Raw genomic sequence first — 15,375 nt, forward strand, 5'->3', positions numbered from 1 at the left:
CAGGTCACCGGCCTGCCGGTGGCCCCCCGGGTCCGCGTCCGCAGCCCCGGCCTCGCCGGGCGGAGTCAGCTGCACCTCCGCGGTCCCGGGCTCCGGCCACCGGGGTTCGGGCGTCCGCTTCGCCACCGCGGTCTCCACCGGATTCTCCGGCAGTGGTGGCCTGTCGGTCGGTTCACCGGAGACCGACCGTTCCCGCCGCAGTTCGGGCAGGTCGACGTGCCGGGGGTCGTCCGGCTCGGCGACCGCCACGACCGTCGTGGAGAACACGGTGGCGGTCACGAACAGGGTGAGCGCACGAAGGACGGGTCGCACGGACAAGGAGAACTCCCGGGTCTCTCGCCGCGCCGGTGGGCGCCGACGGTCGTCGTGCAGGTGGTGGTGAACCGTGCGAGGTCTCCCGCCCGGTGTGTCGGGGTCCGGATCAGATCGGGAGCTGGCCGATCTGTTGGTCGCTCACGGCGCCCGAGTAGAGGCGGACGTCGCGGACCGCGCCGTTCCAGGGATCCACTCCCTGACCGACCCACGTCCCCTCACCGATCGTCAGCCCTCCGGGTCCGTTCCAACCCGCGACGTCGGTACGGACGGCGGAGAACTGTCCGTTGACGTAGAGCCTGGCCTCCGCACGGGCGTGGTCGTACACCGCGGTGAGGTGCGTCCACTCCCCCTCGACGGGCTTCTGCGCGCTCCGCACCGGCCAGCCGTTCTCCGCGTCCGGCCCCAGGGACAGCAGGAACGCCCACCGCTCGGAGCCGTACCGGTACTGCAGCATGAAGGGGGAGAAGTCCGAGTGGGCGAAGCTGACGGCCGTGCGGGGATGGTCACTGTCGAGGTCGTCGAGCCGTACCCACGCGGACACGGTGTACGAGCGGTCGGTCCGGACCTCCGGACGCGGAGCATCCACGCGGCCCCAGCCCTCGGTGCCGATCCCGACCGCCGAGTACTCCCCGTTTTCCCAGGTCGCCTTGCCGACGAGCTCGGCCGTGTCCCCGGTGACCGAGTCCGTGGCGACATCCCCGGCCCCCTCGTCGAACGGGTAGTGCGCACGGAGGACCGCCTCGTTCGCGAGAGCCTCCGCCTCACTGTCGATAATCACCCGTTGATACACGCGGACGTCGTCAACGACTCCCGGGAAGTGGTCCACGCGGTAGTCGTTCCACAACGCCGCTCCGATCTGGAAGTCGCCCGACGCACTCCACGGACTGTCGTAGACCTTTTCCGCGGCGAGGGAACCGTTGACATAGAGGCGCAGCCGTTCGGCTCCGTCGTCGTAAACTCCCATGACGTGTGTCCACACGCCCGTCTGGACCGGCTGGGACGAGATCGCCCGGACCTGGTCGCCGTTCCCGTCACCGTCCTTGGAAAACATCGCCATCGACCAGTTGCCGTCCGGTGACGCTTGGAGCTGGAAGCCGCTCGTGTGTTCGCCGTCCTGCGAGGCGATCGCGGGCCAGCCACCGACCTCGTCAAGTTTCGCCCACGCCGACACCGAGAAGCTCGATGACGTGTCGAGTACGGGGCCCGGGTGGTAGAGCCGCTGGGAGGCGTTGTCGAACCGGACGGCCCCTTCCTTGTACCCGGAAGCGGCAACCTCGGTGTCCGCCGTCGCGGACAGTCCGAGATCGTTCGGAGTGCTGTCGTTCAGATCGCCGTCCAGTTCCCAGTGTGCGGCCGCCCCACTCAGCGGCTCCCGCGCCCGGACCAGAATCTTGTACCGGACGATCTCCGACCGGTTGCCCGCACGGTCGACCGACCGGACGAACACGGTCTGGGGCCCGTCGAGGGTGGGCGTCCACCGGACCGTCGCCGTCCCACCCAGCCGGTCCGCATCGACACGGGTCTGCGGATCGTCGTTCTCCTCCTCTGAGACGGACCACAGGTAGTGCTCCACGTCCTCGGTCCCCGCCGCGCCGAAGGTGAAGGTTCCGGTACGGCCGACACCACCGCCGGGGGTCTCACCCCCGCCGGGGTAATCGGTCGAGGCCACGGAGGGTTCGCCGGGTGCGGTGTGGTCCACCCCGAACTCACAGTCGCCCACCCACGCCGATCCGTTGCCACCGTCGCTGGCGTACATCGACCAGTGGTAGACGCCCTCTTCGGTCACCAGCCCGTTCGGCACGGTGACCTCGGCGAACGAGCCGGACGGCACATTCGCGACCGTCTCCTCCCAGATCCGGGTGCCTGTTCCGACCTCACCGGTGTAGAGGGCGAACCTTCCTTCGAGCATGCCACCGTCCGGATCGCTGACCTTGCCCCGCAGCCGGGGTGTGGAGGTCGGCACGAACGCACGGTCCTCACCCGTGGTGCAAGGGAGCTCACCGCCCTCCATGCCGAGTTCGCCCGGGACGTTGGGGACGGAGTTGTAGGTGACGTCCAGGACCGGGTCCAACGCGAACCGGCGCCAGGCCTCGTTCGCCGCGCTCTCCGCCCGGAGACCGAACGTGATCGTGGGTCGATCCCACTCTCCCTTCGCCGCCTCCCGCATCGCACTGAGCACATCCGCCTCGGCATGCCCGTCCGACGGGCAATACTGTGCGTGGTTCGACCGCGTGATGTCGTCGAGGTTGCTGCTCCACGACGGCTGGGTGTTCCAGGTCGTCGATGGCCATATTCCGCCGGTCAACCACAGCTGAGTCGCCGGTCCGCCACATGTCCATGAATGAATGACCCTCGTGCGCACCGTCGCCGCGTGGATCACTTTTCCGTGCATGTCCCCGACTTCGAAGTCAAAGAACGACCTCGAGGTGTATCCTCCCTGAACGCCCGCCTTCAGATCAGCGAGATCCCCGTCCGTGCGGTTATAATTCTGCGCGTCCGGCCATGCGCTCTGTACCACGACGTGGTTCTGCTTCTGCCCTGCCCACTCGTACTCCGGATCGATATACACCGGGTACACCCGGTCCGGGGAGGTGAGGAACTCGCGGTCCGGTCGCACGACCACCTCGCCCTCCCCGATCTCGACATCCATGTCGGCACGCGCGGGTGCACTCGATCTGGTTTCCGCGGTGTCCGAGGTCGAGTGGATCCGGTTACCACGCGAGTCCCACATTCTGTTCGCGTTTCCCCGGAAAATCACGGTCCCGGATTCGTCCCTGGCTTCGATATCCGAGGACTCGCCGACTCGAAGGTCGACGTTTCTCGTATGACTCCGAAATGCCAACTCTTCGAGGCGTGGGTTCCGGGCGGCCTCCGCATCCGTGATTTCGAGCATCTGCCGAAAACCGAAATGCTTGACCGTGAGCATGAGGTTCACACCGGGGAGAACATCGTGGTAGGTGGCGGTCCGCCCGTCGAGGGTCGGCTCGGGCAGCGCACCCGACCACCCGATTCCGACCTCCCGGTCGTCCTTACCGACGACCGCGAGCTCTGGTGTGGACTCTCCGGCACCTCCGGAGAACCGCACGTCAACGGTCGCGGCGCGGGGCCCCACGGTCCCGTCGTCGCTCCGCACCAGTGTGAGGTCCACCGGAACCCATCCGCCGTCGCGGCGCACTCGCTGCGGGAAGAGCGCCTTGGTGGATGTCAGGGTTCCGTCGGGATTCGCAGTGACAGTCGTCGTCTCGGTCGTCCGTGAAGGTACCGGGACCTGTTCGTTCCGGTCTCGTGCTGCCGCGAGAGATTCTGCGACATGCTCGTCCGGTTCCCCGGAAGAATGCTCGTCACCGACCGCGCCGGCCGGGAATGCCGGCAATGGCGCCAACACCATGGCAACCAATACGGAACACACACCCAGGGCGCGCCGAGGCCGCATTCGTCCACCCCCAGTGGGACTTCTGTCGACCTCTCGGGTCGATCTATGGGCAAACCCCCGAAACGCTAACAGTCATCCTGCTTCCGTTGAACCCACTCGATCAACGAGATCGACTTTTTGATCGCGCCGATGCTGTGTTGTAACTTCGCTCCTGCGAACAGCTCAATCGGTTGAACCGGTTTCACTATCACCGGGACACCGACCGGCGGATGAATACCCCATTCGGGCGAATGTCAATGTCCGGATCTTGGTATCTGGCGGCGTAGCGCCCCTCGTGTTACAGACTGCAGAGTGAGGGTGGTCACAAATCCTCCGAGGAAACCGTTTTCTCTCCACATGGCACACTGTCGGGTACGTGATCCTCAGCGGAAGGAACCCAGGTGCCACGACCCGCAGTCGCTGTCCTCGCCACCCCTCTTGTCACATTCGCGCTGGCCGCGTGCGGCGCACCCGCGGAGGACGCCGGAACGCCCGACAAGGGACATAACGCCACCACCAGTGCATCGCAGTCACGCCCAACCACCGGATCAACGGACAGCGACGTGTGGCACGATTCCGTTTCCCCAGCCGAGGCCGGTGGATCGGTCGGTCCTGACGACAGTCCCTGCCCACTTCCCGTGACGTTCGACGTGCCCGCCGGATGGCAGCCCGCGGCCCTCGACCCGGGTGACCCGGACGGTGATTTCGCCTCGATGACGTACAACGGCGACTTCGCGGTCGCCTGTGAGATCAACGCCGGACCTGCCGGGCCGATCGGTCACCTACGGGTGTGGGTCAGTGAGGAGCAACCGGAGGACCTCGAAGAGACCTTGGGGACCTTCCTCCGAGAAGACGTCTCCGGCGAAATCTCCGAGCGGCACTACCGCGAGAAACATGCCGGTGACCTGGAGACGGTCGAAGCAACGGTTCTGGCCTACTCGGACGTACTCGAGGAACAGCGCCGCACCCGGGGCTTCATCGTCCGCACACCCGACGGTGCCGCCGTGGTTGAGTACACCGGATTCGACCGGATCGAACACGAGGCCATGGTCCCCGGATACATCCGCGCTCGCGACAGCATCCAGCACACGGAGTGAAACCGTCGTCGGCACAGGTCCCTCAGAGGCTGTTCCTGATCTCAGGTGAGGCGTTTGCTGGTTGTGTGGATCATGGCCCAGCGGACGATGGCTTCGTGGTGTTCGGGGAGTCGTTCGTAGTCGCGTACGCAGCGGCGGTGTTGGTTGATCCAGGCCAGGCTGCGTTCCACGACCCACCGCCGGTGTAGTACCACGAACCCGACTTGGCCTGCGAGTTTGGCGACGATGTCGAGGGTGATCCCGAACGTCGAGCGGGCCCGGTCGATGAGGGTGCCGGTGTAGCCGGAGTCGGCCCACAGGTGCCGCACGCTGGGGCAGTGGTGTTTCAGGCGGGCGAGGAGGTCCCGGGCGGCGGTGCGGTCCTGGGTGTCGGCGCCGGTGACCAGCACGCAGATCAGCAGGCCGACGGTGTCGACGGCGATATGCCGTTTGCGGCCGTTGATCTTCTTGCCGGCGTCGAACCCCCGGGTTCCCGCGCCGACCGTCTCGGCGGCTTTGATCGAGGCCGAGTCGATGATCCCCGCGCTCGGTGCGGCGTGACGACCTTCGGTCAGCCGCACGCGGTCACGCAGAGCGTCGAGCACGTCTTGAGTCGCTCCCTGCCGTTCCCAGGCGGCGAAGTGCTTATACACAGTCGACCATGGTGGGAAATCCGCTGGCAGGGCCCGCCACTTGATCCCGTTGTCGACCACGTACAGGATCGCATCGACGAGCTCACGGCGGCAGTGCTTGGTTCGCCTACCGCCCCTGCCCGCCAGCCAGCCCGGGGCGGGCAACAACGGTTCGATCAGCGCCCATTGAGCGTCGGTGGTGTCCGACGGATAACGCCGTGACCGGGACGAAGGCTGATGCGTGGTGGCCAGCAAGCAGCACTGCCCACCCCGCGCGCGCATGATCGGCGCACTCGGGCACGATGGCACCCGGGACTCCTCGGTAGAACGGTTGACTAGACACCACCCGATCTACCAGGAGTCCCTCCTCATCTCCGCACCCACCCCACCACCAAGATCAGTTCGGGAACAGCCTCTCAGTCTTCGCAGCCGATGCCGTCGCCGTCGGCGTCGAACCGATGAGGGTCGCCCGAACGGACCGGGAAGTTACGTTCCGCGATCTCGCCACTGGGGCACTCGACCCGCTTCCGAAGGCTGTCCTCGTGGGTGACAGCGTTCCGCACAGCGAGTGAATGCGCCCCGTCCACCCCCGGCGGCTCCCACGGTGTCACGCGACCAGGCGGCCCGCCCCGCGGACGTGCGCGGCCAATGCGGCGGTGACGTACTCCGCGTCGCGGTGCACCCCGCGCAGGGTGTTCGAGGCGAACGAGCGTTGGAACTCCAGCCCCACGTACACCAGCCCGGGGTGTGTGCCGGAGAGGCCGCCGGTGTGCCGGGGAACCCCGTCGACGACGGCTCCGAGCGGTTCGAGGTAGCCCAGATCCGGGCGGTACCCCGTGGCGAACAGGACCGTGTCCACCGCCTCCCGGCTCCCGTCGGCCCAGACGACCGATTCGTCGTCGAAAGCGGTGAACATCGGACGGCGATCCAACCGCCCGGTGTCGACGGCGCGGCGGTACTCGCCGGTGTCCAGCACGAGTGTGGTGGACACGAGTCGGGCCAACCACTCCGGTGGCAGGTCGTCGAACCCGGTCGTCCGTAGCCAGTGGTGCAGGTCCCGGCCACCCGGTCGCTGTTCCATGAAGGCGAGGGGCCTGCGGGTGGCGAGCGTGACGTCGGCGACCCCGGCCAGCTCGGAGCCCACCTGCATCGCGGAGTTGCCGCCGCCGACCACGATGACACGCTGCCCGGTGAACGGCTCCGGTTCACGGTAGTCGGACACGTGCAGCACCTCCCCGGTGAAGCCGTGTTGACCGGGCAGGACCGGACGGTGCGGGTTGCCGAACGAGCCGCTGGCGGCCACCACCCCGGCGGTGGGCACCGTGTCACCCGCGTCGGTCCGCACGAGAAAGCCCCCACCGCCGTCGGTGGTGACTCCGGTGACCCGGGTACCGGTACGGATCTCCACGTCCAGATCGGCGGCGGAGGCGCGCAGATGGGCGGCGACCTCGTCCCGGGTGGGGTAGCGCTCCGCGTCCCCGGGGAAGGGCGCGCCGGGTCGGCCACTGTACCCGGCGGGAGAGAAGAGAGTGAGACTGTCGTAGTAGCGCGGCCACGACCCGGTCGGTTCCGAACCCGCTTCCAGGATCACCGGCACCAGGCCGCGCTCCGCCGCGGCCCGGGCCGCGGCGAGTCCGGACTGGCCGGCGCCGACGATGACGACATCGTGCATTTACTGTCCTTTCAGGATTCGCGTTGACAAAGTGGAGGGTCGCCGTTTGACTCCTTCGATTCCACTCAGGCGTTGATCGAACGGTCCGCGTGCGCCGGGGTCGAGGCGAGGGACAACAACGCCGCCACCGCGGTGAGTCCACCCAGGAACAGGAAGGCGGCGGAGTACCCACCGAGCAGTCCCGCCAGTGCCGCCCCGGCGAACGGAGCCAGCGCCATCGTGACGGTCAGCGGCGCGGACAACACCCCGGTCAGCCGCCCGTAGTGGGCCGTGCCCCACCTGTCGGTGATCGCGGTGGCCTGCACCAACGTGAACACGCCGCGCGCCGTCCCGGCCAGGACCGAGGCCGCGATCAGGGTCGGGACCGTGGTGAGCATCCCCAACAGGGCGGTCGTGGCGGCCATGGCCAGCAGGATCATCGCGGTGCGTGTCCGCACCGTGGTGTGTCGGTCCAGGGCGGCGTAGCCGAGGCGACCGGCGACCTGGCCCGCGCCGCCGAGTCCGAGTGCGACGGCGGCGGTGCCGGTGCCGATGCCGCGTTCCGCCAGCAGCGGCACCAGGTTGATCACCACGGCGAACGTCGCGAACGCCGCCACACTCAGCGACACCACCAACAACACGAACGCCCGGCTGCGCACCACCCGAGCCGGGTCGCCGTTGTGGCCCGGCCCCGGTTCGGGCCGCGGCGCCTCCGGCCACCGGAGCCGCAGCCCGAACCAGTGGGCCGGGACAGTGATCACCGCCAGCACCGCGGCCAGCACCAGGTAGGTGCCGCGCCAATCCAGGTGCGCCGACACGCCGGCCGTGAGCGGCGCGAACACGGTGCTGGCCAGTCCCGCGACCAGGGTGAGCACGGTCAGTGCCCGCACCCGGTCCGGACCGTGCCAGCGGGTCAGCGCCGCGAACGCCGGAGGATAGAGCACCGCGCCCATCGCGACCCCCACCATCAACCACGCGGCGACGAAACACCCCAGATTCGGTGCGAGGGCCACCGCGACGATCGCCGCCACGGCCACGACCGAGCCCCCGGTCATCACCCCGCGGGGACCGTGTCGGTCCAGCTGTCGCCCCACCGGGATCCCGACGAGCGCGGCGACCAGCTGTCCCGCCGACAACGCCGCCGTCAACGACGTCGCCGACCACCCGGTGTCGGCGGTGATCCGCCCGGCGAGCACCGGGAAGGCGTAGTACAGCACGCCCCAACTGGTGATCTCCGTCGCGCACAACACGACCAGCACACGCCGCGTCCCCTCGCGCGTCCGCGCGCGCCGCTCCGCCGGTGCCTGCGGGGCGTCCACGCCGTCAGTGGGCGGTGGGGGCGGACAACGACACGGCCTCCGGTCCGGCCGGGGCACCGCAGCAACCACCGGCGTCCTCGGTGTCGCTGTCGGCGTCGGACAGCCCCGACCCGCTGCACACCCCCGTCTCGGGGAGAACGAGTTCGACCCGCTGCGCGGAGTCACGGTCTCCGGCCAGTTCCGCCGCGATCGAGCGGACCTGCTCGTACCCGGTCAGTGCCAGGAACGTCGGTGCCCGCCCGTAGCTCTTCATCCCGGCGAGGAACACGCCCGGCTCCGGGTGGGCCAGCTCGGTGGCGCCGTGCGGGTAGACGGTGCCGCACGAATGCACGTTCGGATCGATCAGCGGGGCCAGCGCGACCGGTGCCTGCAACGTCGCGTCCAGCGCCAGCCGCAGTTCCGAAAGCCACGACAGGTCCGGGCGGAACCCGGTCACCGCCACGACCTCGTCGACCGCCTCCACGACCTGTCCGGTCGCCGAACGCAGTCGCAGCCTGCCCGCGCCGTCGCGCTCCACGGCCCCGGTCCGGAACCCGCGCACCACCTCGAGGTGTCCGCTCTCGACCGCGGCCCGCGCGCGCTCGCCCAGCGCGCCCCGCGCCGGGAGCTGGTCCGACGCACCCCCGCCGAACGCCGACCCGACGGTCTCCCGGCGCAGCAACCACGTGATTCTCGTCGACGGGTGCCGGGTGGCGATCCCGGCGAGGTCGACCAGTGCCGTCAACGCCGAGTGCCCGCTCCCGGCGACGACGACGTGCCGCCCCGCGTACCGCTCGGCCACCGGCTTGTCGCGCAGGTCGGGCACCCGGTAGGAGATCCGGTCGGCGGCCGACGCCTCACCCGGCGCGGGCAGGCCGTCCGCGCCGAGCGGATTGGGTGTGCCCCACGTTCCCGACGCGTCGATCACCGCGCGGGCGGTGAGGAGCTCCGCACCGCCGTCGGACGTGCGGACGTGGACGGTCAGGGGCTCCGAGTCCCGTCCGGCGTCGACCACCCGATCCCGGCCCTGTCGCGCCACGCCGACGACCTCGGTGCCGAAGCGCACCTTCTCCCCGAGCGCGTCGGCCAGCGGCCGCAGGTACCGCTCCACCCACTCCGCGCCCGTCGGGTAGGTCGCCGCATCCGGCAGTTGCCGACCCTGTCTCTCCAACAGTCGGCGAGCGGCGGGGGCGACGAGTTCGCCCCATCGGGAGAACAGCCGCACGTGACCCCAGCCCGACACCGCCGCGCCCGCGTGCGTGCCGCGCTCCACCACCAGCACGGGCAGACCGCGCTCGGCCACCTCCGCCGCCGCGGCCAGCCCCACCGGACCCGCCCCGACGATCACCACAGGGACCTCCGCCATCCCGACACCTCTTTCATCGATAACCTTCGATACAGCATGGAGACTGTATCGACTCCCATCGATGAAGGCAAGTATCGACCGCGATCGATACATTGACGGGCCGACAGCCCTGCCCATGCCCCGGTCGGTGCGCATCCGGCGGGCCGGGCACGCCCGGCACGTCACCGGTCCGCCGGACCCTCCCGACCCGGCGGGACGTCCGTCCGGTCAGAGGGGTGCCACCCTGCGGATCCGGTACTGGCCGAAGTCGGCGACGAACAGGTTCTCGCGGCCGTCCGTGACGACACCTCCCGGATCGAGCGGGAGCCCGGTGGCGGGCCCACGCTCGTCCCCGTCACCCGCGTGACCGTTTCCGACGATGGTGTCGATGGTGTGGTCGGTCGCGGAGACCTTCCGTACCCGGCAGGTGTCGGGATCGGCGATGTAGAGGTTCCCGGCCCCGTCGACCGCGAGACCGACCGGGAAGCTCAGGGTCGCCCGGATCGCGGGACCACCGTCGCCGTCACCACCCTCGGCCCCGGTGCCCGCGACGGTCGAGATCGTGTGGTCGGCAGCCGACACCCTGCGCACCCGGTGGTTTCCGGTGTCGCCGAAGTAGAGGTTCCCGGCCCCGTCGACCGCGAGGCTGTTCGGATACCGGACCTCCGCGTCGGTGGCCGGTCCGCCGTCACCGCCGTCTCCCTCCCGCCCCGTCCCGGCGACCGTCGTGATCGTGTGATCGGTGGCCGAGACCTTCCGCACGCGATGACTCCTCGGGTCGGTGAGGAAGACATTGCCGTGGCCGTCGACCGCCACACAGTTCGGGAAACGGAGTTCGGCGTCGGTCGCGGGGCCTCCGTCACCGCTGTCTCCTTCCCGCCCCGTCCCGGCGACGGTTGAGATCGTGTGATCGGTGGCCGAGACCTTCCGCACCCGGCGGCTCTCCGGGTCCGTGAGATAGACGTTGCCGTGCCGGTCCAGAGCGACCGTCGTCGGGTGCCGGAGTTCCGCGTCGACCGCGGGGCCGCCGTCACCGCTGTCCCCGTTCTGCCCGGTACCCGCGACAGCGGCGAACGAGGCGCCGTCGGCCGTGACACGCCGCACCTGACACCCGTCCGCGTCGGCGACGTAGAAGTTCCCCTGCGTGTCCAGTGCCAAGCCCCACGGTCTGCCGAAGGCGCGTGCGGCGGTGCTGATGGTCCGCACCGTCGTCGGCGGGGCAGGAGACGGTGTCGGGTGTGGAGTCGGGTGCGGTGCGGCCTCCTGATCGACTTCGAACGTATCCGGAGACCGGACGTGACCGGTGGTCCAGGGCCCGGCCGCGTCCGAAGTGACGTAGCGAGCACGCCATTCCGTCCTGATCGTGGACGCGGCGTACACAGGGACGAGGTGTTCGGCACCTCGCACCGCCGCCGGTGTCCACCGACCGTCGACGTGTTCCTGTACCTCGGTCGTGCAGTCCGGCCGTGGCGGCACCGACAGGAACGCCCAGCCGGGCGTGAAACGGGCGTGCAGGCCCTGGGGACGCGGAATCGACACGGGCTCTCCTCCTCGATCAGGCTCACTCGGCCACATCACCCGCCGCGAGAGTAGGGATGCGCGCCGCGGAAAGGGAGCACGGTTCACGCGAAGGAGTACGCGGCTCTTCGGGTGATCTTCGCTTGACAGGCGGCACGGGCCGCGACGGAGATCCCGTGACTCCGCGGCCACCGGGTGCCGCGGCGGACGGCACGGAGAGCACGCGTTCAACCGGACGATCGACCCGACTCGATACACTGGCGACATGCCGACCGCGCTCCCCCGGATCCCGCTGCTGCCCAGCGGCCAGGCCACCGCCTACGCGGACCAGTTCGCCTGTCTGGCCGAACCCGTACGGGTCAAGCTCCTGCACGCCGTGGCCACCAGCCCGCAGGGCATCACCGTCGGCGCACTCACCGGGATCCTCGGCACCAGCCAGTCCACCACGTCGCACCACGTGCGCAAGCTCGCCGAGGCCGGGTTCGTGCGCACCCGCAAGGACGGCACGGCCAGCCTGGTCACCATCAACGAGGCCTGCTGTTCCGGGCTCCCGCACGCCGCCGACGCCGTCATGGGTCTGCTCGGGCCGCAGCCCTGCTGCCCGGACAACCTCCCCACCGACGTCACCGTCCGCGCACTGCGGCCCGACGACTGGCCCGCCGTCCGGCGCATCTACCGCGAGGGCCTCGCCACCGGCCTGGCCGGCTTCGAGACCACCGTGCCCACGCGGGTCACCCTCGACGCCACCTGGCTGTCCGACCACCGGTGGGTCGCCGAGATCGACGGGACCGTCGTCGGCTGGACCGCCGCGAGCCCCGTGTCGGCCCGGGACTGCTACTCCGGCGTCGCCGAGACCCTCGTCCACGTCGCCGAGGGATACCGGGGCCGGGGCGTCGGCAGGTCCCTGCTGCACCGGCAGGTCACCGCCGCCGACGCCGCGGATCTGTGGACGCTCCAGACGTCGGTGTTCACGGAGAACCGGGCCGCCGTCGCGCTGCACCACGCCGCCGGGTACCGCACCGTCGGTGTCCGGGAACGCATCGCCCGACTCGACGGCGTCTGGCACGACACCATCCTGCTGGAACGCCGTTCCCCGGTACGTTGACCCGCGCCGTGCGACGAGAACGTCGCGACACCCGGCACGGATCGGCGGTACGACCGCATCGGTGGTCCAGACTGACAGCATGTCGCAGTCGCTGGTCATCCTCGTACTGGACCTGACGGGCACGTTCGCGTTCGGCCTCAACGGCGCCCTCACCGCCGTCCGGGCCGTGCGCCTGGACCTGGTCGGCGTGCTGGTCCTGGGCGTGATGACCGCGCTCGGGGGCGGGATCATCCGCGACGTCCTGCTCAACGTGTCCCCGGCGGCCTTCACCGACGTCCGGTACCTCGCGGTGGCCACGGGCGGGGCCCTGCTCGTGTTCCTGCTGAGTGTGGAACTCGAACGGTTCACCCGGCTCATCACCGTCTTCGACGCCGTCGGGCTGAGCGTGTTCTGCGTGACCGGGGCCAGCACGGCACTCGCCACCGGCCTGGGCAGCGTGCAGGCGGTGCTGCTCGGCGTGATCGCAGGCGTGGGTGGGGGAACCCTGCGGGACGTGGTCCTGCGGCGGGTTCCCACGGTGCTGACCAGCGACTTCTACGCCGTTCCCGCCCTGGTCGGCGCCGTCCTCGTCGTCGTGGCCACGAATCTCGGCATCCAGGGGCTCGTCGGCGCGCTCGTCTCGGCGGCCGTGACCTTCGTCCTCCGCATGCTCGGCGTCCGGTACGGGCTGAGCCTCCCCGGCCCCCGGCAAGGCGGCTCCAAAACCGGCGAATCCCGGCCACGACGACGCGGACGGCGGTCCCGGGGGACGGACGAGGACACCGCGTAGGCATCGTGGTCCCGCGCGGAGCGGCGGTGATCGCGGGCCCTCCGCAGACCACCGTCCCGACCCGTACAGTCTCCTGGTTTCAACTGCTGTTGCCGTTCTCGGGGTTCGCGATGATCACAGGGCGGTACCTCCGCGAACGAAAGCTCAGGAACGCAGGCTACGAGATGACCCGGCGCGACCTGTGGAGATGAGTCCGGGATCGGCTGAGGCTCGCGGACGATTAGCGTCGTGACCAGCCGCGGCGCCCGTCAGGGACCTGGTGGCTCAGACCGGTACCCCGCGGGGACGGTGTCGGAGGCACCGCCGGACACGCGACGGGGACCCGGAACGATCAACGCGATCAGCAACGCGGCCACGACCACCCCGCCCGCGAGCAGGTATCCGAATCGGTACCCGGCCAGCATCGCGGGGGGCTCCGGCGTGCCGTCGGCGACGAGGTCGCGGGTGCGTGCGGCGGCGACCACCAGCATCGTCGACAACCCCAGCGCACCACCCACCTGCTGCGTGGTGTTGAACAGACCGGACACCGTGCCCGAGTCCGCGGGCGTGGCCTCGGCCATTCCCCAGGACATCAACGCGGGCATCGCCAGACCGAAACCCGTGCCGAGCAGGAGCAGTGCGGGCAGGACGTGGACGGGGTAGTCGGCGGACAGGGGTGTCCGGGCGAGTATCGCGAGTCCACCCACGACAGCCACCAGCCCCGCGGTGAGGACAACCCGTTCCCCGAACCGGGTGATCGCCCGCGGCGTGATGCTCAGCGAGAACAGGGCGATCGCGAGTGCGGCGGGCACCATGGCGAACCCGGTCTCGCGGGCGCCGAACCCGAGAACGGTCCGCAGGAGCAGGACCGTGCCGAACATGAACCCGAACATGCTCGCCACCAACAGCAGCAACACCGCGTTGGCTCCGGCGAGGATCCGGGACCGCAGCAGACGTGCTGGCAGGAGCGGGGTACGCGCCCGGGACTGCCGGAGAGCGAACGCCGTGAGCAACAGCCCGCTCGCCGCTGCTCCCAGAGCCGTGTGTCCCGACGCCCACCCGTGCTCCTCGATCCGCACGATCGTGGCGATCCCGGCGACCAGCGCACCGGTCACCAGCGCGGCACCCGGGAGGTCCATCCCCGCACTCAGGCCCGCTCCGCGGTCGTCCGGTACGACCCGCACCGCGAGAACGAGGGCGACAAGACCGACGGGGACGTTGACGAAGAACACCCAGTGCCAGCTCACCAGCTCGGTGACCACTCCCCCGACGAGCATACCGAGGGTACCGCCGGAAGCCTGGACGAAACCGAACGCGCCGAGCGCCTTCGCCCGTGGCCGGGGCGAGTCGAACAGCGTGACGATGATGCCGAGAATGACCGCCGTCATCGCGGCCCCTCCCGCACCCTGCACGAACCGGGCGGTCACGAGCACAGCAGGGTGCCATGCGAGCCCGCACAGCACGGACGCGGAGGTGAACACCGCCATGCCGACGAGGAAGACCCGCCGCCTGCCGACGAGGTCACCGAGGCGCCCGGCGAACAACAGCAGCCCGGCGAAGGCGATCAGGTAGGCACTGGTCACCCAGGCCAGCCCGGCAGGGGAGAACCCGAGATCGGCACCGATCGCGGGCAGCGAGACCGCGACGACCGTCTCGTCGACGATCGCCATGAGGGCCCCGGCGCACAGCACCGCCAGAGCCGTCCGTGGTGACGGGGACATCGAGGGGACTCCGGTTCCGTTCCGTGGTGCACCACTTGGTTCCTGGTGCACGGTTTGTTACCGGGTCTATCGTGTGTGACTATGACGGTTCGCGGAAGGAGGCACTTTCGTGTCCCGGAGGAACACTGATGTACCCCACGACGTCATGGCCACCGAGGCCTGCCCACTGGCCGAGGTGCTCGACCACGTGGCGGGCAAGTGGAGCATCGGAGTCCTGGTCGCCGCCGCACACGGCCCGGTGCGGTTCACCGAACTCGAACGCGCCATCGAAGGTGTCAGCAGGCGGATGCTGACGCTGACCCTGCGCAGACTGGAACGGGACGGGCTCCTGCGACGCACCGTCTACCCGACGGTGCCGCCGAAGGTGGAATACCGCCTGACCGACATGGCCGCCGAACTGGTCACGACGCTCCGGTCCCTCACCGACTGGGCGGAGCGGCACCGTGGCGACATCGCCACCTCCCGCGCCGCGTACGACGCGGAACGGGCGGTCGATCCTTCCGAATCTGTGGACGGATGATCTGGCGCCCCTCCTCGGCCGCCGGCGGCTCGTC

General features: G+C 69.7%; 12 protein-coding genes. 4 read left to right on the forward strand and 8 right to left on the reverse strand.

Translation table 11 applies throughout. The features are described 5' to 3' along the window. Positions 1–318 (reverse strand): hypothetical protein (locus SACPADRAFT_RS31980; RefSeq protein WP_007026484.1); only part of this gene is annotated, 318 nt, incomplete at its 3' end. Positions 319–421: 103 nt separating this feature from the next. Continuing rightward, the gene (locus SACPADRAFT_RS0202240; protein WP_007026485.1) at positions 422–3,463 is read right to left on the reverse strand and encodes a LamG-like jellyroll fold domain-containing protein; all 3,042 of its coding nucleotides are present in this window, start codon (positions 3,461–3,463) and stop codon (positions 422–424) included. 665 nt (positions 3,464–4,128) lie between these two features. On the opposite strand from SACPADRAFT_RS0202240, the gene SACPADRAFT_RS0202245 reads away from it, so the two are divergent. After that, on the forward strand, positions 4,129–4,824 hold the full coding sequence (locus tag SACPADRAFT_RS0202245; RefSeq protein WP_267880007.1) for a lipoprotein: 696 nt from the start codon (positions 4,129–4,131) through the stop codon (positions 4,822–4,824). A 41-nt stretch (positions 4,825–4,865) separates the two neighbouring features. Here SACPADRAFT_RS0202245 and SACPADRAFT_RS0202250 read toward each other — a convergent pair whose 3' ends face one another. The 5 genes from SACPADRAFT_RS0202250 to SACPADRAFT_RS31985 all read right to left on the reverse strand — a co-directional run bounded on the left by SACPADRAFT_RS0202250 (position 4,866) and on the right by SACPADRAFT_RS31985 (position 11,514). Then, positions 4,866–5,744 (reverse strand): IS5 family transposase, encoded by an 879-nt coding sequence (locus tag SACPADRAFT_RS0202250; protein ID WP_007024776.1) that lies wholly within the window; start codon positions 5,742–5,744, stop codon positions 4,866–4,868. Positions 5,745–6,042: 298 nt separating this feature from the next. After that, the gene (locus SACPADRAFT_RS0202260) at positions 6,043–7,107 is read right to left on the reverse strand and encodes a flavin-containing monooxygenase (protein ID WP_007023206.1); all 1,065 of its coding nucleotides are present in this window, start codon (positions 7,105–7,107) and stop codon (positions 6,043–6,045) included. A 65-nt stretch (positions 7,108–7,172) separates the two neighbouring features. Then, positions 7,173–8,345, reverse strand: coding sequence for an MFS transporter (locus tag SACPADRAFT_RS0202265; protein ID WP_028662151.1), 1,173 nt, complete (start codon positions 8,343–8,345; stop codon positions 7,173–7,175). A gap of 64 nt (positions 8,346–8,409) precedes the next feature. Continuing rightward, complete coding sequence (locus tag SACPADRAFT_RS0202270; protein ID WP_007023204.1) at positions 8,410–9,750, reverse strand: NAD(P)-binding domain-containing protein; 1,341 nt, start codon at positions 9,748–9,750, stop codon at positions 8,410–8,412. A gap of 207 nt (positions 9,751–9,957) precedes the next feature. Further along, positions 9,958–11,514: an NHL repeat-containing protein gene (locus tag SACPADRAFT_RS31985; protein ID WP_157577018.1), complete on the reverse strand. Its 1,557-nt coding sequence runs from the start codon at positions 11,512–11,514 to the stop codon at positions 9,958–9,960. Here SACPADRAFT_RS31985 and SACPADRAFT_RS0202280 point away from each other — a divergent pair. Beyond that, positions 11,513–12,352 carry a helix-turn-helix domain-containing GNAT family N-acetyltransferase gene (locus SACPADRAFT_RS0202280; protein WP_007023202.1) on the forward strand — a complete coding sequence of 280 codons (840 nt, stop codon included), beginning with the start codon at positions 11,513–11,515 and terminating at the stop codon, positions 12,350–12,352. The two genes, SACPADRAFT_RS31985 and SACPADRAFT_RS0202280, sit on opposite strands and share 2 nt — an antisense overlap. Before the next feature lie 79 nt (positions 12,353–12,431). Further along, positions 12,432–13,121: a trimeric intracellular cation channel family protein gene (locus tag SACPADRAFT_RS0202285; RefSeq protein WP_007023201.1), complete on the forward strand. Its 690-nt coding sequence runs from the start codon at positions 12,432–12,434 to the stop codon at positions 13,119–13,121. A 248-nt stretch (positions 13,122–13,369) separates the two neighbouring features. On the opposite strand, the gene SACPADRAFT_RS0202295 is transcribed toward SACPADRAFT_RS0202285, so the two are convergent. After that, a complete protein-coding gene (locus tag SACPADRAFT_RS0202295) occupies positions 13,370–14,821 on the reverse strand; it encodes an MFS transporter (protein WP_007023199.1) in 1,452 nt (483 codons plus the stop codon). A 109-nt stretch (positions 14,822–14,930) separates the two neighbouring features. Between SACPADRAFT_RS0202295 and SACPADRAFT_RS0202300 the strand changes: the two genes are divergently transcribed. Continuing rightward, positions 14,931–15,341: a winged helix-turn-helix transcriptional regulator gene (locus SACPADRAFT_RS0202300; protein WP_007023198.1), complete on the forward strand. Its 411-nt coding sequence runs from the start codon at positions 14,931–14,933 to the stop codon at positions 15,339–15,341. The last annotated feature ends 34 nt before the right edge of the window (positions 15,342–15,375 follow it).

This window comes from Saccharomonospora iraqiensis subsp. paurometabolica YIM 90007 (genome assembly GCF_000231035.2).
GTDB lineage: Bacteria > Actinomycetota > Actinomycetes > Mycobacteriales > Pseudonocardiaceae > Saccharomonospora > Saccharomonospora paurometabolica.